Annotated in this window: 13 protein-coding genes; 7 read left to right on the top strand and 6 right to left on the bottom strand. The window is 42.5% G+C overall.

Features of this window, described 5'->3' with window-relative positions; translation table 11 throughout:
- Positions 1–40: 40 nt before the first annotated feature.
- A complete protein-coding gene (locus Q0R52_RS20880; protein WP_295798023.1) occupies positions 41–1399 on the bottom strand; it encodes a glutamine synthetase family protein in 1359 nt (452 codons plus the stop codon).
- Positions 1400–1527: 128 nt separating this feature from the next.
- Here Q0R52_RS20880 and Q0R52_RS20875 point away from each other — a divergent pair, with 128 nt between their 5' ends.
- The gene (locus Q0R52_RS20875; protein ID WP_295798020.1) at positions 1528–1926 is read left to right on the top strand and encodes a gamma-glutamylcyclotransferase family protein; all 399 of its coding nucleotides are present in this window, start codon (positions 1528–1530) and stop codon (positions 1924–1926) included.
- Between the two features lie 106 nt (positions 1927–2032).
- Complete coding sequence (locus Q0R52_RS20870) at positions 2033–4186, top strand: protein kinase (RefSeq protein WP_295798016.1); 2154 nt, start codon at positions 2033–2035, stop codon at positions 4184–4186.
- Between the two features lie 71 nt (positions 4187–4257).
- On the opposite strand, the gene Q0R52_RS20865 is transcribed toward Q0R52_RS20870, so the two are convergent.
- Positions 4258–5268 (bottom strand): glutamine synthetase beta-grasp domain-containing protein, encoded by a 1011-nt coding sequence (locus Q0R52_RS20865; RefSeq protein WP_295798014.1) that lies wholly within the window; start codon positions 5266–5268, stop codon positions 4258–4260.
- A 631-nt stretch (positions 5269–5899) separates the two neighbouring features.
- On the opposite strand from Q0R52_RS20865, the gene mdh reads away from it, so the two are divergent.
- Positions 5900–6838 carry a malate dehydrogenase gene (mdh, locus tag Q0R52_RS20860; protein ID WP_252790410.1) on the top strand — a complete coding sequence of 313 codons (939 nt, stop codon included), beginning with the start codon at positions 5900–5902 and terminating at the stop codon, positions 6836–6838.
- A 30-nt stretch (positions 6839–6868) separates the two neighbouring features.
- Here the strand turns inward: mdh and Q0R52_RS20855 are convergent, their stop codons facing one another.
- Positions 6869–7885 (bottom strand): energy transducer TonB, encoded by a 1017-nt coding sequence (locus tag Q0R52_RS20855; protein WP_295798012.1) that lies wholly within the window; start codon positions 7883–7885, stop codon positions 6869–6871.
- A 6-nt stretch (positions 7886–7891) separates the two neighbouring features.
- On the bottom strand, positions 7892–8842 hold the full coding sequence (locus Q0R52_RS20850) for an energy transducer TonB (protein ID WP_295798009.1): 951 nt from the start codon (positions 8840–8842) through the stop codon (positions 7892–7894).
- Between the two features lie 299 nt (positions 8843–9141).
- Here Q0R52_RS20850 and Q0R52_RS20845 point away from each other — a divergent pair, with 299 nt between their 5' ends.
- The 4 genes from Q0R52_RS20845 to Q0R52_RS20830 all read left to right on the top strand — a co-directional run bounded on the left by Q0R52_RS20845 (position 9142) and on the right by Q0R52_RS20830 (position 13932).
- Positions 9142–10518: a TolC family protein gene (locus tag Q0R52_RS20845; RefSeq protein ID WP_295798006.1), complete on the top strand. Its 1377-nt coding sequence runs from the start codon at positions 9142–9144 to the stop codon at positions 10516–10518.
- Between the two features lie 12 nt (positions 10519–10530).
- Positions 10531–11832: an efflux RND transporter periplasmic adaptor subunit gene (locus Q0R52_RS20840; protein WP_295798003.1), complete on the top strand. Its 1302-nt coding sequence runs from the start codon at positions 10531–10533 to the stop codon at positions 11830–11832.
- 50 nt (positions 11833–11882) lie between these two features.
- Complete coding sequence (locus Q0R52_RS20835; RefSeq protein WP_295798862.1) at positions 11883–12584, top strand: ABC transporter ATP-binding protein; 702 nt, start codon at positions 11883–11885, stop codon at positions 12582–12584.
- Between the two features lie 127 nt (positions 12585–12711).
- Positions 12712–13932, top strand: a complete 1221-nt coding sequence (locus Q0R52_RS20830; RefSeq protein WP_295798001.1) for an ABC transporter permease — start codon at positions 12712–12714, stop codon at positions 13930–13932.
- 31 nt (positions 13933–13963) lie between these two features.
- Here the strand turns inward: Q0R52_RS20830 and Q0R52_RS20825 are convergent, their stop codons facing one another.
- Together Q0R52_RS20825 and Q0R52_RS20820 are read right to left on the bottom strand one after the other, a co-directional pair.
- Positions 13964–15256 carry a metallophosphoesterase gene (locus tag Q0R52_RS20825; RefSeq protein WP_295798000.1) on the bottom strand — a complete coding sequence of 431 codons (1293 nt, stop codon included), beginning with the start codon at positions 15254–15256 and terminating at the stop codon, positions 13964–13966.
- Positions 15257–15415: 159 nt separating this feature from the next.
- Positions 15416–18022 (bottom strand): M1 family metallopeptidase, encoded by a 2607-nt coding sequence (locus Q0R52_RS20820; RefSeq protein ID WP_295797997.1) that lies wholly within the window; start codon positions 18020–18022, stop codon positions 15416–15418.
- Positions 18023–18148: the final 126 nt, after the last annotated feature.

The following is an 18148-nucleotide window of genomic DNA, read 5'->3' as shown; positions in this document are numbered from 1 at the left end:
AAAGGCATCCGTTTTAATCCATAAAATCTCTTAATCCAGGTCAGATTATTTCGAAATACCTCTTTAGTTCCCAATCAGTCACAGATTTCCCAAACTGCCGGCATTCCCAGAGGCGGGTATTTGTAAAATGGTCTACAAAAGGGTCACCGAACAATTGTTTCGCCAGTGCCGAATTTTTCATCATATTGGTCGCATCAAAGAGGTTTGATGACAGGCTGCCATTGCGTTTATCCTGGTAACCATTGCCAACTGTTGCCGGAATATTTAAGGGCAGTTTATTTTTAATACCATATAAGCCCGATGCCAGGGCCGCAGCCATAGCAAGGTATGGATTAGTATCAGAACCGGGGATGCGGGTTTCCAAGCGGGTATAATTTTCGGATGTGTGGATAACACGTAACGCAGTTGTTCGGTTATCGATACCCCATGTTACAGTAGTTGGCGCCCAGGCGCCTTCAACCAGGCGCTTGTAGCTGTTTATTGTAGGCGCATACATGGGCAATATTTGCGGAAGGCAATGCAGCTGACCGGCAAGATAATGTTTATGCAAGTCGCTCATGTTAAACTCATCGTCCGCGCTGTAAAACAGGTTTTTTGCTTTGTCTTTTGTCCAAAGGCTTTGGTGAAGGTGACCGCTGCAACCGGGCAGGTTTTCGTTCCACTTGGCCATAAAGGTTGCCATAATGCCGTGTTTGTTGGCAATCTCCTTTACTGCTGTTTTAAACAGCACGGCTTTATCAGCCGCTTCTAAAACGCCATCATGCAGTATGGCAGCTTCGTAAACCCCGGGGCCGGTTTCAGTGTGCAAACCTTCAAGCGGGACGTTAAATTGTAGCAGCAAATCAAACAAGTCATTATAAAACTCATCGTTTAATGATGTACGCAGTATCGAGTAGCCAAACATGCCCGGTGTAAGGCTTTCTAAATTGGTAAAGCTCTTTTCCTTAAGGCTTTGCGGTGTTTCGCTAAAGTTGAACCACTCAAACTCCTGGGCAAACTCTGCATGATAGCCCATATCAGCGCATTGTTTAGCAATTCGTTTTAACAGGCTGCGCCCACAGGCCGGCAAATCATTGCCATCTGCTTTGCTGAAGTCCCCTAAAAAGAAAGGAATATTTTCATCCCATGGCACAGTGCGGAAAGTTGAAAGGTCGATACGGCACATTTGGTCGGGGTAGCCGGTGTGCCAGCCGGTAAGCTTTACGTTATCATAACAGGCGTCGCTGCTATCCCAACCCCATACTACATCGCAAAAGCCGTAGCCGCCTTCAAGCCCATCCAGGAACTTTTTGGGGTGAATTACCTTACCCCGCAATACCCCGTCGATATCTGCAAAGGCAAATTTTATTTTTTTTATATCGTTATCCTGTATATAGGCTTTTACCTGTTCTTCGTTCATGGCGCATCAACTAATTGGCGTGGCAATTTAAGCAAGATAAATTTAATGTGTTAAACAATAAAGAAATCATTCACCAAAGGCGGAAAATATTGCGTCCGTACCCAACACGAGATATCTTTACGATTGAAATGAAAAACGGAAGCCCCTATTTATTTGTCTACGGTACGCTGCTGGATAAGCAGAACGAATTTGGCGCCTATCTCAACGCCAATTGTACTTTTTATGCTGATGGTAAATTTAAAGGCAGACTTTATGATATGGGTGAATATCCCGGAGCCGTTGTCGATAGCGAAGGCAAAAATTATGTCTACGGAAAAATTTACAAGTTAAATAATACAAAACAGGTATTCAAACAACTGGACCACTACGAAGGGTTTGGACCGGATGAAGCGCAGCCAAATTTATATGTAAGAGAATTGATGTCGGTTGAGGCGGCTGACACAACAGTTGAGTGCTGGGTTTATTTATACAATTTATCGGTGGATGGATTTAGGCTGATTGCATCGGGTGTATACCGTGTAAATTAAATTTATGTCAGCACAATTCACAATTCATGGGATAGTGTACGCTAAAATAAATTGATACATAAATAAAAGATTTATATTTTTATAAAAATCTAAATCTTACAGACATATGTCATTAAAAACCATTAAGTTACTAAACAAAAATATTCCATTGCCCTTTCGCTTCACGTATGACCTACCTTTCAGCGAGGAAGATATGAAGGACATGCCTTGGTTGGCGAACGAAAAAAGATATTATGGAGTTGAAGAGGGGGGTATAAAAAAAGGTGGTAGGGCAATTGCGTTAGTCGGATTTGTTTCCGACGAACACGACAATCCATTAACAGACGGATATGCACTTGACTTAAATGGAAAAAAGCTACCGGCCCCAAAAAAAATCGTATTGAAGGTGCCAAACTTGAATCCAGATGAGTTTACAGCAGGTAAGATTAACGACTACCTACGCAAACAGTGCGAAGAATGTCGAAAAGAATGGAAGTTAACGCGTGCTCGTCTTAACAACTGTATATACGCAAATCCAATATTTGATTTTTCAAAATTTCCAGATGATTTTAATGGCGAATTAGTAGAATTGCCAGTCACGGTTCAATTTTTTTTAGATGACGCAGTACCCCTCGAAACTTATTTAACCAATATAGGGCAAAGGACAAGGCCTTATTTAAGTCAACGGGGGAAAACTATTGACAATTGGACTGGTATGAGTGATCCAAAAACTTGGATAGAATTGGCACAATGTTTAGCTGTCGGTTTAGCCGATATCCATGAGCGACGAGTGGCACATGGAGATATATGGCCGCCCAATATTTTCATAAAAACCGACTTTGCTGGTAAACCCTATCCGGTCTTTATTGATTTTGGAGATGCCTTTTCGACTGAACCGAACAGAGATTCGAAAATACAAATAAAAGATCACGCATATAGGGCACCTGAGAGAAACGATGGTAAAATATTTATTACGGAACAAGCAGATGTCTATTCCTATGGAAAGCTTCTTTTACATTTGGCTATAGGAGAAGAACCTATCTTATCAAGTGAATTCAGAGATTATAAGCGGCGTCAATTGATCAAAGAAAAATTCGCCAAACGCAATCCTGGGACTTTTGACGAAAATCCGTTTGTGATTGATATTATTTGCAAATGCGTTTCATTGGATCCGATAGATCGTCCGGCAATGCGTGAAATATTGGCTGCATTGAATTCTTACGTAGACCAGAATTCTTATGTCACCTCAAAAATCCCGAAGGTACTAGATAGACTTAAGTCGTTAAATGAAACCTGGGATTCAATAAATTTCGAAATCGGAATCAAAGGCGAAAAAGTCAATCCTTTTTTAGAGGAATTAATTGCGCAAAGAATTTATGATGTTGAAAAAACCATTAAAGGTTTATCTAAAGATGTAGTAGTACTAAATGATACAAGAGAACGACTAATATTAGTAATGATAAGTTTGTTCGGCAGACTAGGTCAAGGGGACAGTTTTATAAGTATCACGAGCCCTGCAATGTGGCGTAGTTCTGCTTTAGGTATGGATGGGAGATATTTTAGCGCCACAGAATTGGCTGCTATTCGCGGAGCATCTATACAACGTGTTTTTATTTTTAGTATTCAGGAAGTTGGGTATACTTGGGCGATGGATTTGGCGGACAGATTAAACGGCTTACACGAAACCAAACACAATCAAAATGCTAAAGATTTGGCTAATTTACTCAAAACAGAAATAAATAAATATTTGGCTTTATGCAACGATAAACAAAACAATATATACGATTTACCTATCGCGATACAGTTAGATTCACGTAAACAACTGATACAAATCATCAAGTCTCATCTTGATTTGAAAAGGGGCCTGTGTGGGGAACTTTTTGACAAGTCATCGAATTTCGACTATAAACAATGCAAAGGCCTATTTTTGGGTTTAAAGCCTGTAAGTACACTAAGTGAATATAGTGTCTTAAAGTCCGAACATCCTACTTCTGTGTTTTTTTTCCATGAGGCTGACCCTCACGACCAATATTTATTGATGATTACTGACTGTCAAGGCAGAAATTCTTATGGGAACAAGGCCAAAAATGATTTTAATGACCTTTCTTTTCATAGATATCAGCCAGAACTAAAAGGGTTAAAGGTATTTAAAAGTGTCTTAGGAATACCCAATGACCGGATCAAGGAAATGGTAGATGGCGTTTTTAAACAGTCGAACAATGTTGGGGCGTGGATTGAGAGCTTCTACGAAGTATTAGATCCTGATTACAAAAACCTATAGTCCGGCCTAACGCAAAAATCCCCCGGTGAGTTACCACCAGGGGATAAGAACATATTTACTTTAGTCAGGAATTACAGTTTTGCCGATTTAACGGTTTTGATAATAACTGCGGCAACTTTGTATGGATCAGCAGCTGAGTTAGGGCGACGATCTTCCAGGTAACCGTTCCAGCCTTTTTGTACAGTGTAAAGCGGGATGCGGATTGAAGCGCCACGGTCAGAAACACCATAGCTGTAGTCATGTATAGAAGCAGTTTCGTGTTTACCGGTTAAACGCTGATCGTTATCGGCGCCGTATACTGCAATACACTCAGCAATAACCGGACGGAAAGCTTCGCAAATTTTGGTATAGATCTCCTGGCTTCCGCAAGTTCTCAAAGTAGTGTTCGAGAAGTTAGCGTGCATGCCTGAACCGTTCCAGTCTAATTGACCAAGCGGTTTGCAATGCCAGTTGATAGAAACGCCATGTGCCTCGCCAACTCTTTCAAGCAGGTAACGTGCAACCCAAATCTGGTCACCGGCTTCTTTAGCGCCTTTAGCAAATATCTGGAATTCCCACTGACCTGCAGCAACCTCAGCGTTGATACCTTCAACATTTAAACCAGCTTCAAGGCAAAGGTCAAGATGCTCTTCAACTATGTCGCGGCCGTAAGCGTTGTTTGCGCCAACCGAGCAATAGTAAGGACCTTGCGGACCAGGATAGCCACCAGCAGGGAAACCAAGCGGTTTGTTGGTTTCAGGATCCCACAGGAAGTATTCCTGCTCAAAACCGAACCAGAAATCATTGTCATCATCCTGGATAAGCGCACGGCCATTCGACTCATGAGCTGCACCAGTTGAATCAAGTACTTCGCACATTACAAGGTAAGCATCCAGTCTTCCCGGATCTTTACAAATAAATACAGGTTTCAACACGCAATCAGACGAACCGCCCGGTGCCTGCTCGGTTGATGAACCGTCAAAGCTCCAGTTTGGGCATTCTTCTAATGTGCCGCCGAAATCACTTACAATTTTTGTTTTGCTGCGCAGGCTTTGAGTGGGTTTGTATCCATCAAGCCAGATGTACTCGAGTTTAGTTGCCATTGTTTAATTAATTTATAATATGGGTTGAAATCTTAAATTTTGTAGAGTTATCTACGAATAATGAGGCGAATTTAAACTATTTTTATAAATTTCATCATAAAATGTTAAAAAAATTCTAATATTTTTTAAAAACATGCATCTATACTGCGAAATTCACTAAAACAAGGCATAAAATCTAAAACTTATTAACAACCGATTAAAAATTATCCTTAAAAGGCAAAAGTCACATAAGGTAGAAACACCGTGGCAATTTTTAAGGACTAAAAAAAATCATTTGCTATGTTAACATAGCTTATCGTAAAATTACAGATCATAAAACAAAGCATTCTACACAAATACATCCAAAAAACCGACGTTCAGCGCAATTTTTAATACATATTTATTCCATTTTTATAATTAAAGCACCTAAATGCAACCATCGTCGAAATTTTCCAGTCATTTTCGAGCCCTTATCTGACAAAACATAAAAAGCTGCAATTTTACGCAGGTATAGGTCATGCTATTCTAATTCCGAAATCGAAATTCCGAATTCCGAATTCAAAACACTTATTGTATAATTTTTACACGCAGAAAAAATTTAAATATCTATCTTCGGCCAATTTAATTTTCTATCCGCAAAATCAAATATATTATGAAAATAACTGTTGTTGGCGCCGGTGCTGTTGGAGCAACCTGCGCAGATAATATCGCCAGGAAAGAATTGGCCGAAGAACTTATTTTATTAGACATCAAAGAAGGCGTTGCCGAAGGTAAAGCCATCGATATGATGCAAACATCAGCCCTGTTAGGGTTCGACACTAAAATTAAAGGTGTTACTAACGACTATGCGGCTACTGCCGGTTCGGAAGTTGTGGTAATTACTTCGGGCCTGCCGCGCAAACCGGGCATGACTCGCGAAGAATTGATCGGTGTTAACGCCGGTATAGTAAAAAGCGTTACCGAAAATATATTAAAGTATTCGCCTGATACCATCATCATCGTGGTATCAAACCCGATGGATACCATGAACTACCTTACCCTTAAAACTTCGGGCTTACCGAAAAATAAAATTTTAGGTATGGGTGGTGCATTGGATTCATCACGTTTTAAATATTACCTGAGCCAGGAACTTGGCTGCTCGCCTGCCGATTTAAACGCGGTTGTTATTGGTGGTCACGGTGATACAACAATGATCCCTTTAATTAACCACGCTACCTGGAACAGTATCCCGGTTACGCAGCTATTAAGCAAAGAGCAACAGGATAAAGTTGTAAAAGCAACCATGGTTGGCGGTGCAACTTTAACAGCTTTGATCGGTACTTCTGCATGGTACGCACCAGGCGCAGGTACAGCAGCAATGGTTGAAAGCATCGTACGCGACGAGAAAAAACTAATCTCATGCGGTGTTGCCCTTGATGGCGAATACGGACAGAAAGACATCTCGCTGGTTGTTCCGGTAATTTTAGGCAAAGGTGGTTGGGAGAAAATCCTCGACTTTAAATTAAGCGATGCCGAGCAGGCTGAGTTTAACAAGAGCGCTGACGCTGTACGTAATATGAACCAGGTTTTGGTTGATACCGGCGTTATTTAACAAGGAACTTTATTTATTGAGAAAAGGTTTTCACTGTTTGGTGGAAGCCTTTTTTGTTTTGGGTTCTTCTGATAAAGCAAAAGAAATCGGGATACTGTAAGCCACGCGTACGGGCTGTCCATTTTTCATACCGGGTTTCCAGGGAGAAGATAATGCGATAACACGCCTGGATTCCTCATCGCATCCATCACCTATCCCACGGGAAACATGAACATCCGTTAGTGTGCCGTCGGGTTCCACCACAAAACTTACTATCACCTTGCCCTGGGTACCATTTTCACGTGCCACAGCTGGGTATCTTATGTTTTTTGAAAGGAAAGAACCCAAAGCCTCCATACCTCCCGGAAACTCCGGCATGCCATCAACGTCGCTGTATACGGTAGTACCAGTGTTATCTGTAGATGATGCTAACCTGGCAGCTTTATAATGTTCTTGTTTTACAACAAATCCGTTATTGCGTACATACCAGGTGGAATCTTTGTCGCCATGTGCTATTGGTCCTTCTGCAATCACGTTCTTGAAGTCTTCGTCAAATTCAATCCACTTTCCGTTACCGTTTGCAGTTAATATATTCCCTGTCGAATCCCTGCATTCGGCTCTAAATTCCCTTGTCTTAGCCCGATTAATCTCGTTTTCGGTAACATCATTTTTTTCATAAATATAATCTTTGACATAGTACAATTTTCCGTTCGGGTAGTATTCAGTTTCGTGCCCAACGGGATTTCCGCCAACAAAGTTTCCCATTTTCTTCCTGTGCCCGTTGGCGTAAAAAGTAATGTAATGGCCCTCGTATTTTAGATTTATGTCGTTGGTTTTTGAGCCTGTTATTAATGTCCGTTTACCGTTTTTATCGTATTCATAAACGATATAGAGATTTTTGTCGACGGTTGTGTCCGGCGGCAAAACAACCATGGAATAGTCGGCACTGTCTTTGTTAGCTACAAGTTTACCGTTATTTTTAAGGTAATAGATTAAGCCGCTTTGCTGGGCATAGGAAGGCAAGTACAAAACCAAGGTTAAAATTAACGATATAATAGGTTTTGTCATTATAGTTTAGTTTGATAATCCGAAAGATATAGGAACGCTGTAAGCAACTCGCACCGGTTTGCCCCCCTGCGTACCTGGTATCCACGGGGAAGATAATTTTATTACCCGCATTGCTTCTTCATCGCAGCCATCGCCAATTCCGCGTTTTACTTTTACATCGGTTAAGCTACCATCCCTTTCAACAACAAAAGAAATTATGACTTTGCCTGACGTGTTGTTTTCATATGCCGTCCGGGGGTATTTCGTATTTTTGTTTATAAACTGGTAAAACGCCTCCAGCCCACCGGGGAATGATGGAACAACTTCAACAGGCCTAAATATTGTCTTGCCAGACGCATCAACCTCATCCGACGACATCAGCATTCCATTGTTATAATTGTTGATTTTCGTTACAGTGTCATTCTTTTTCTCACGCCATTCACCGTCCCTAACCCCATTTACTATTTTACCTTGTGCTATAATTTTGGTAAAACTTTCGTCGAAGTCAATCCATTCACCTGTACCGTTTTCGGCAAGAGTTTTGCCCAGTGAATCCATGCAAGTATTATATAATACCCGGTCACCGGGCAAACAATTAATTGAATTATAAAACTTGCCGGTCGGGTAATACTCAACACGGCTACCGGAAAGTTTTCCGTCTTTGAAAGTTCCTGTGCTTTTCTTTTTCCCGGCTGTATAATAGGCCACATAACGCCCCCAATATTGCAAGTTAACGTCGTTGGTTTTTGAGCCGGTTACCAATCTCACTTTCCCGTTTTTGTCGTACTCGCGTACAACATACATGGTTTTGTCAATACTGGAGTCAGGCGGCGATACCACCATCGAATAATCAGCGCTGTCTTTTGTCGATACAAGTTTGCCGGAATTGGTTAGGTAATAAACTATGCCGCCTTTTTGAGCTTCGGCATCGGTAAAAAGCAATAAAATTATAAAAAAGGCAAGTAAAGGTTTAATCATTGTTTATTAATTATCAGATGAAGATAAAACAAGTTTTGCAATTATCGTAAATCAAATTGTTGCCGCTTTATAACACTTATAGTAATCAAATTATTACAAACATAACTCTCACCAAATCAAACATTTTCAGGCTTATATCATTTAACTGGTACTGATCCACATCCAAAAACTTATACAGCGGAATATGATGATAGTTATCATTGTTTAAGCTGATATAGGTCATTTCCTAATCAAATTCAACAACGAACTTTTGAGGGTCGGAAACCGACGGTTGTGTTCTTAGTTGAAAAAATAGAGTTATGCTGTTAAAACAGAAATGTATATTGATATTAATGTTGCTTTTAGGGTATCAAAGCCTTTCTGCACAGGACAGCACCTTAATCGGCAAAACCATTAAATGGGACCTTGTAAAGTGCATCGATTACGCCAAACAGAACAATATCCAGATAAACAGCCTGCGCCTTTCGCAACAAATAAGCCAGCAGGAACTACTGCTTTCAAAAGCCGGCCGGCTGCCAAATCTTTCCGGTTCGGCATCGCAAAATTTCGAGCATTTTAATAATGGCGGCCGTAACGGCGTTACCCAGGTGGATAGTAATGGTGTGGCGATCAATAATCGTGGTTCGTCTTTCGTGGCGTCCGGCGCTTACGGGTTAAACTCGTCAATAACCCTGTATAATGGCGGGTATATTACTAACGATATCCAGCAAAAAAACCTGTCGGTGCAGTCCGCAAATTTGAATATCATCCAACAGGAAAACGACATTACCCTGCAGATAACCCAGAGCTATCTCGCCATTTTACTCGACAAGGAAAACATAGTTTACGATACAGATTTGGTTAACACCACTACCGCGCAGGTAAAGGTTGAACAACAGCGCTACGATGCCGGCAGCGTAGCCCGGGCAGCGCTGATACAATTGCAGGCTCAGCTTGCCAACGATAAATATACCCTTGTAAACGCACAGAACACCCAGCGCGGCGATTTGCTTACTTTAAAGCAATTACTCTTGCTGCCAAGCGATGTTAATTTCGACATTGTAAAACCTGATACCATTGCGCCTATTGATACTGTAACCGCATTTCATACAGTTGAGCAAATTGCCCTGCAAAACCGCCCTGAAGTAAAGAATGGTGAGTTGGGTGTGCAGATTGCCCAATACGATGTCGCCAAAGCAAGGGCCGGGTATAAACCAACGCTGACAGCGGGCGGATCATTAAATACGGGCTATACTTCCGGAAGCGGGCAAGGCAGTTTCGGAAGCCAGCTCAATAATAATTTTACCCAACAAGTGGGGCTTACATTATCTGTCCCGATTTTCACCAAACGAACGGTAAAAACGCAGGTGGAGGAAGCCAAAATAAATGTCCAGCAATCGCAACTCAATTTAAACAATACCAAAATAACGCTCTCGCAAACGGTGGAGCGGGCATTTATAAATGTGCTAAATTCAAAAAGCCAGTACGATGCCGCGCAGGAGCAATATAAATACAGCAAGGAAAGTTACCGCATTGCCAGTGAACAATTGAAAGTCGGGGTGGCCAACACTGTTGATTTTTTGTTGCAGAAAACTTTGTTTGTACAGGCCCAACAGGCATTTATCCAGGCAAAATACAACGAACTGCTTACTTTAAAAATCTATGATTTTTACCGGGGCATCCCCATTAAATTATAAACAGGAGCTATCATGAAACCAGTTTTGAAACGAATATTAATTATAGCCGCAATACTGATAGCGATAGTGCTGATATGGCTGCTGTTTTTCCATAAAAAAGATGCGCTCATTGTTATTCAGGCCGAAAAGCCCGATACCGGCTACATCGCCCAAAGCGTTACCGCCACCGGCAAAATTGAGCCTGTGGATACAGTAACTGTGGGTACGCAGGTATCGGGCATTATCTCAAAACTTTATGTCGATTTTAACTCGAAGGTAAAAAAAGGCCAGTTACTTGCCGAGCTTGATAAATCGTTATTGCAAGCTACATTAGATCAGTTCCGCGGTAACCTGCAAAATGCCGAAAGCCAGGAAGTTTACGCAAAAAATAATTTCGACAGGCAAAACCTGCTCTTTAAAACTGACGCCATAAGCAAGGCTGATTACGACGTTGCCCTGAATACTTACAATGCGTCGAAGGCCAGCGTTAAGAGTGCCCAGGCGCAGGTAAGGTCGGCACTGAAAAACTTATCGTATTCGGAAATTTACTCACCAATTGACGGTGTAATATTAAACAGGAGCATCAGCGTAGGTCAAACGGTTGCTGCCAGTTTCAGCACCCCTACTCTTTTTGTAATAGCAAAAGACATCACAAAAATGGAGGTACAGGCCAACGTAGACGAAGCCGATATTGGCGACGTTAAAAAAGGCAACCGGGCAAGTTTTACGGTTGATGCTTTTATAAACGATGCCTTTGGCGGCACGGTACAGGATATCCGGCTTCACCCGTCCGTATCTTCAAATGTTGTTACTTATACAACAATAATTAACGCGCCAAATAACGATGAAAAACTAAAACCGGGGATGACGGCCAATATCATCATATACACCAAGGAAGTACAGGGCGCAATGCTGATACCGGCAAAAGCATTAGCGTTTACACCCGATTCATCTTTATTAAAGGATTATGAAATAGTAGGCAAGGTAAGCCGTAAAAAAATGCGCAAAGGCACCGGTGCGGGCAGCCCTGATGCCAACCAGGTATCGCATACGGCAAAGAGCCGTTCAGACACGTCGGCGGTTCCTAAACAGCATGCAACTGTATGGCTGCTGCAGGGTAAAAAGCTGGTTCAAAAGCGGATAACCATTGGCTTAAATGACAATACACATGTAGAAGTACTGTCGGGTTTAACCACTAATGATTTGGTCGTTTCGGGCTTTACCGGCGGACCGGCGGGCAAATTAGGCGCCACAACACCGGGCGCGAGTCCGTTCTTGCCTGCCCGTCGTGGAGGCGGAGGAACAGGCGGTGGCGGAGGAGGCCGTGGCCGATGAGCAAGGGTAAAAAAATATTGGAAATAAAAGACCTAAAACGCGACTTCATCATGGGCAGCGAAACGGTGCATGCACTTAGGGGCATATCATTTGACGTTGATGCCGGTGAGTTTGTTACCATTATGGGTAGCAGCGGTTCGGGTAAAACTACCCTGTTAAATATTTTGGGCTGTTTGGATAAACCATCCATCGGTAACTATTTTTTGGATGGGGTTGATGTAAAACAATTGTCGCGCGATGAACTTGCCATGTTGCGTAACCATAAGATAGGATTTGTTTTCCAGTCGTACAACCTGTTACCTCGAACTACGGCCCTTGAAAACGTAGAGTTGCCGTTATTGTACAACAAAGAAATAGGTTCGGCTGAGCGGCGCGAGAGGGCAGTACATGCGCTGGAAGCCGTAAAGCTTGCAGACAGGTTTGACCATACGCCAAGCCAGTTATCCGGCGGACAGCAACAACGGGTTGCCATTGCACGGGCCCTGGTAAACGAGCCTGTAATGATTTTGGCGGATGAGGCAACCGGCAACCTCGATAGCCGTACATCATATGAGATTATGGCGCTAATGCAGGAACTTAATACAACACAGGGCAAAACCATCGTATTTGTAACGCACGAACCGGATATAGCAATGTTCAGCAGCCGAACGATACAACTGCGCGACGGAATGGTACAAAAAGACAGTCGTAATGAAAACATACGTAAAGCCAAAGAAGTGCTGGCGGGTTTGCCGGTAACGGATGATTATTAATTGAATTTTATTTCGGATGTCGGATTTTCGATTTCGGATTTAATAATTAGTGAATTACGGATTTGTAAAATCGGCAAGGCACAAATGACTAACGACAGCACAGCGAAATGACTAATGACACAAAAAAATGAGTTTAGCCAACCTGATACGAATAGCGCTTAAAGCATTGCAACGCAATAAACTGCGTGCATTTTTAACTATGCTCGGTATTATTATCGGCGTGGGCTCGGTTATTGCTATGGTGGCTATTGGCCAGGGTTCCAAACAAAGCATCCACGACCAACTTAGCAATATGGGCACCAATATGATTACCGTGCAGCCTGCAAGTAATCTTAATGGCGGTGTGCGCATTGCCGGTACAAGCTTTCAAACACTTACCTTGAAAGACATTGTTGCGTTAAAGGCTTCGGTAAAAAACATCAGCGAGTTATCACCGGCAGTAACTTCGAGAGGACAGGCAATAAATGGCGCGTTAAACTGGCCCACTACCATGTCGGGAGTTAGCCCGGAGTACCTCGATATCAGGAAGCTTAGCCTGAGAGATGGCATCGCTTTTACTGAAAACGATGTGCGTACATCGGCCAAGGTTTGCCTTATTGGGCAAACTGTTATTGATAACATATTCCCGAATGGCGAAAACCCGGTAGGCAAAGTTATCCGCTTTGGCCATATTCCCTTTCAAATTATCGGAGTGCTGGCTGCCAAGGGTTTCAACTCCTTCGGGCAGGACCAGGACGATATCCTGATAGCGCCTTATACCACTGTACAAAAAAGGATATTGGCAACCATATATTATTCAAATATTTATGCTTCGGCGGTTGATGAAAACTCTACACAAGTGGCTGTTGCCGAAATAACTCAAACCTTGCGCGATTCGCACCGTTTACGTTCATTCGAGGATAACGATTTTAACGTACGTACCCAGCAGGAATTGATTGCGACGCTTAGCTCCACAAGCGGACTGCTTACTGTGCTGTTAACAGTGGTTGCCGGCATTTCGCTGGTTATTGGTGGCATCGGTATCATGAATATCATGTACGTATCCGTTACCGAGCGAACAAAAGAAATAGGCTTACGTATGTCGATAGGTGCGCGTGGTAAAGATATTTTAATGCAGTTTTTAATGGAAGCTGTAATCATCAGCATAACCGGCGGCATAATAGGTGTACTGCTTGGTATTATTTCAACACAAGTAGTAACCTTAACGCTTGGCTGGCCAACGATAGTTTCCGAATCATCGGTAATATTATCCTTCGCCGTCTGCGCCGTTACCGGCATTTTCTTCGGCTATTACCCTGCCCAAAAAGCATCAAGGCTTGACCCTATCGAAGCCCTGCGGTATGAGTAGGCAAGTCTTGAGTCCGAAGTCAATAGTTAAACTATTTAACTTGCAATAAATTAGGTGCAAAGGTATGCTTCAGGTAGCTATCACGGTTTATGCTATCTAAACTGTGGAATTGTATATAAGGCGTCGATTTAAACGGATCCTGGGTTGTCTGCAAAAATTTGAAAACATTTGCTGTGTTAACTTCTCCCATTTTCAGTGTGCCGATACCAAATCCGGTTTTCCAGGTAAGGCTCTTATAGTCTAAATAATGCTGCGTCTCATTGGTAACATTTCCGTTTTGATCAAAGTCGGCGTAAATATAACCGGGCGTATTACTGTGGTCTGCTGTAATAGATGATACCATACGTATAAAGGCATATTGCGTTGTTGAGTCCTTATAAATAACCCTCAAGTCATTAAAGTGCGTATGCGCTGCAAGGTAAAGCTTCACATTTGAGCTGTGTGCCTTAATTATAGATTCAAGTGTGTCAGAGTCAGCACTCTTTAAAAAATCGGCGCCCGGCGGTATGTGCGAAACTATCCATACATTTTGGTTAGGTGCAGAAAGTTCCTTATTAAGCCACGCAAATAACGCCGCATTAACCTTGGGACTGTATGTGACATTGGATTTGCTACTGCTAAGTATGGTGGTATTGATCGATAAAAATACCTGGTTGCCAAGTTGTGCTTTGTAATAACCCCCGGTATGAATAGTTGATGTATCTACTTTGAACTTACTGGTGGGCGAAGGTACCAGGTTCCAATCTTTAAGATAAGCTGATAAAAAAGCATCTGTCGGAAATACGTAATCGCCATTGTCGGTGTCGTTATTACCAAATGCGGGTATCACCGAAACTCCCGGAAATTTTTTATTAAACAAACCGGCTAAAAAAGCCATGGTTTTGAACCTTAGCAACCGCTCCTGTTGAGGGTTTTTGAAAGGGATGGTGTCAGTACTATTATAATTGCTATGAAAGAGAAAATCGCCTGTTATCGCAATAAAATCCGGGTTAGGATAGGTTGCGCTAATATTATCCATAGCCGACTTGATCAAGTTATAATCCGAGTCGAAGCCGCGAACGGTATCTAGTTTGGCGCCATTATAAGCGGTTAGAATAGAATCCCATTTGGTGACGTCGGCCGTCGCAAGCACGTCCCGCAACTTAGTATCGATATTGTGTTTTCCGTCGTTTGTGAAAAATGGATTGAAGTGCATGTCTGAAACAAAAAGACAATGCCCGTTCGGTGCGTCAGCAACTGCTGCTTCTTCATGCTTTGGTCCATGACAGCCACAAAAAATTGACAATGCAAACGCGCAGCTTAAAAAAAATGTGACAGGTTTCATAACAATTGATTAGGTAATAAGGTATTTGCCAGGTATTATTTAATAGCGGGTACGTACAAACTATACCTGCCCGCTATTTTTTATAAATATAAAAACAAACGATTAAATGAAGTGAAAATATTTAAAATATCGTGCACCCCACCACTTAATCAACTCTCCCTACTTAAACACATCGGCACCAATTCCTGTATTAGCCGTTGCACTTTGAACCTTAAATTCAATAGGCTGACCGTTAACGCTGTTCATCTCGCTAAATGGTAGTTTGATGCCGGTGTTTACGTTTTGATAGTTACTAAATTCCATTATCGTAGCGTTTACAACATCGGTATATTGTTTAACCTTTAACCCGGTTTTTTGGTCGTAAAAATACTTCACGGTTATATTATCGGGGCCGGTTACGGTAATGAGGTAAGCCAGTTGTCCGTTAACCACCTGGTAGTTTGTATCGAGCACAGTGGTGTATCCCTGCCTGCTAAAATCCAGTTCAGGGAACAGTTTATAGCGGGCCAGCACGGCGCCTTTTTCACTTTTGCCTGCAAGTGGTGCAGGGCGGCCATTTTGCGTAACGGTAACGCTATCGCCATTAACAATTACATGGCTAAGGCTGAAGTTATTGTACTTCGGCACGGTAACATCAATAAGCTCCTTATTCGGAGTTTTGTATTTGCTCACTTTTACAAATGTATAGCCCTGTACATTGCCTTCAGCAGTTATAGTCAGGTCGGTTATGTCCTTTAACCGCTGTTCGCCACCAATAGCGTCCAGGTATTTTTTAACGACCGAGTTTACTGTTACATCTTTCGCCATCGACAGGCCGCTTAGTGAGTTATTGTCCGGCTTAATGTCCGGCAAAAAATGGTCGGGATCGAGTGTGGCAAAAGTTATTTTTGATGTTGATTTGTACGCAAATGTCCAGACACCGCCGCGCTGCCATATTTCGGCAGGTAATTTAACTGTACTTGAGTTACCGTTTTCTTCTTTTATGTTTATGATCGCCGGCAATGCCATACCCTCGTTGTTCTCAATGGTTATCAGCGAGCCTTTTGTCGGATCATTTTCAACATAGTCAATCGCTTTTACCGATTGATCCAGGGTTAAGGTAGTAGTAAACCACTCATTCCAAAACCAGCTTAAGTCTTCGCCGGCGGCGTTATCCATGGTATGGAAAAAGTCCCACGGCGTTGGATGCTTAAAGGCCCAGCGTTTAATATAGGTTTTAAACGCGTAGTCAAAACGCTGTTCACCTAATATTTGTTCACGCAAAATTTTAAGTCCCAAAGCTGGTTTTTCGTAAGCTGCATAGCCTAAATAATCAGGTTGTATCACATCGGGCGTACTCATAATCGGATCTGCCCCCGGCGCAAACATTGCTGTTGCGGCCTTTTGCTGGTCGGCCGGCTCCCAATATTCGCCTTTATTAAACACTTTGGTATCAACTCCATTTATAAATGTGTTGAAACCTTCATCCATCCAGGCATATTTACGCTCGTTGGAGCCTACTATCATCGGGAACCAGTTATGGCCAAATTCGTGGTTGGTAACTTCCCATAAACCGCCACCCTGGCTCTGTGAGCTGCAAAATACTATACCAGGATATTCCATCCCGCCTACTATGCCGCCAACATTGGTGGCCACCGGGTAAGTATATTCAAACCACTCAGACGAGTATAATTCAATACACGCTTTTACATATTCTGTCGAACGGCTCCAGGCGCCCTGGCCTTTACTCTCAAGCGGATAAACCGACTGAGCAACCGCTTTTTTGCCGCTCGGCAGGTTAATACGTGCAGCATCCCATATAAATGCTTTTGAGGCGGCCCATGAAACATCGCGGGCGTTTTTACAGAAGAAATGCCAGGTCACGCTTGCTTTTTTAGGATAAGAATCAGCGCTGTTTAAATCCACCGAGTCCTTTATCATGATAGTTTTCTCGCTAACTTTAGCAGCATTAAAACGCGCTAAAATCTTTGGCGAATAAACTTCCAGCGGGTTCAGCAACTCGCCCGAACCTACAACCAACAGGTTGGCCGGGGCCGTAACGGTATAATCAAAATCGCCATACTCCAAATAAAACTCGGATGCGCCCATGTATGGTATTACGTTCCAGCCCGTAACATCATCATAAACTTCCATACGGGGGTACCACTGGGCAATTTCATACACCCAGCCATTTTTGTAGAGCTTGCGGCCCATACGGTCGGTTCCATATTCGGGCACATCAAACTTGTAATCAATTTTAAGCTGAATTTTTGCTCCGCCTGCAGCTAAATTATCTTTCAATTTAATTTGCATACGGGTATCGGTAACTATGTAGTCCACCTTTTCGGCTTTGCCGTTTGTTATAACGTAAACGCCTTTTATCTCATCGCCCTGTGTAAAGGTTTTATTACTGAAGCGACCGCCTTCAACCGGGCTTGTAGCCACGCCGCGCGAATCTTCTTTATAAATATTCTGATCAACCTGCAGCCATAAAAAGCCCAGTGCATCGGGGCTGTTATTTGTATAAGTTATCAGCGTGGTACCCGTTACGCTGTGTTTGGCAGTATCGAGGGTAACATTTAGCTTGTAATCAGCGTGGTTTTGCCAGTATTTTGCACCCGGAGCGCCACTTGCCGTACGATATTCATTCCCTTTTTCGGGATAAAACAGCGGATTAAAAACTTTATGCTGATCGTAATTTGATTTAGGTTCATCTGCGTTTTGTGCACGGGCATTGAACATACCTGCAAATAACAACAGGCAGAGGGGTAGTTTAGCGTATTTCATTTATAGAAGTCAGTTAATTTTAAGGCAAGATAGAAAATAGATGCAAGAAGTCAAGAATCAGGAGTCAAGATAAAAAACAGAAGCAAAATACAAGAGCCAGGAATCAAGGTAAAAATAGATGCAAGA

The sequence above is a fragment of the Mucilaginibacter sp. genome, assembly GCF_025359345.1.
GTDB lineage: Bacteria > Bacteroidota > Bacteroidia > Sphingobacteriales > Sphingobacteriaceae > Mucilaginibacter.
Note: the sequence above shows the minus strand (reverse complement) of the source record. Positions and strands in the feature narration are given on the sequence as shown.

Excerpts from the sequence above, each read along its gene's own strand:
- Q0R52_RS20880 (WP_295798023.1), bottom strand. The coding sequence starts at position 1,399 with ATGAACGAAGAACAGGTAAAAGCCTATATACAGGATAACGATATAAAA.
- Q0R52_RS20875 (WP_295798020.1), top strand. The coding sequence starts at position 1,528 with ATGAAAAACGGAAGCCCCTATTTATTTGTCTACGGTACGCTGCTGGAT.
- Q0R52_RS20870 (WP_295798016.1), top strand. The coding sequence starts at position 2,033 with ATGTCATTAAAAACCATTAAGTTACTAAACAAAAATATTCCATTGCCC.
- Q0R52_RS20865 (WP_295798014.1), bottom strand. The coding sequence starts at position 5,268 with ATGGCAACTAAACTCGAGTACATCTGGCTTGATGGATACAAACCCACT.
- mdh (WP_252790410.1), top strand. The coding sequence starts at position 5,900 with ATGAAAATAACTGTTGTTGGCGCCGGTGCTGTTGGAGCAACCTGCGCA.
- Q0R52_RS20855 (WP_295798012.1), bottom strand. The coding sequence starts at position 7,885 with ATGACAAAACCTATTATATCGTTAATTTTAACCTTGGTTTTGTACTTG.
- Q0R52_RS20850 (WP_295798009.1), bottom strand. The coding sequence starts at position 8,842 with ATGATTAAACCTTTACTTGCCTTTTTTATAATTTTATTGCTTTTTACC.
- Q0R52_RS20845 (WP_295798006.1), top strand. The coding sequence starts at position 9,142 with ATGCTGTTAAAACAGAAATGTATATTGATATTAATGTTGCTTTTAGGG.
- Q0R52_RS20840 (WP_295798003.1), top strand. The coding sequence starts at position 10,531 with ATGAAACCAGTTTTGAAACGAATATTAATTATAGCCGCAATACTGATA.
- Q0R52_RS20835 (WP_295798862.1), top strand. The coding sequence starts at position 11,883 with ATGGGCAGCGAAACGGTGCATGCACTTAGGGGCATATCATTTGACGTT.
- Q0R52_RS20830 (WP_295798001.1), top strand. The coding sequence starts at position 12,712 with ATGAGTTTAGCCAACCTGATACGAATAGCGCTTAAAGCATTGCAACGC.
- Q0R52_RS20825 (WP_295798000.1), bottom strand. The coding sequence starts at position 15,256 with ATGAAACCTGTCACATTTTTTTTAAGCTGCGCGTTTGCATTGTCAATT.
- Q0R52_RS20820 (WP_295797997.1), bottom strand. The coding sequence starts at position 18,022 with ATGAAATACGCTAAACTACCCCTCTGCCTGTTGTTATTTGCAGGTATG.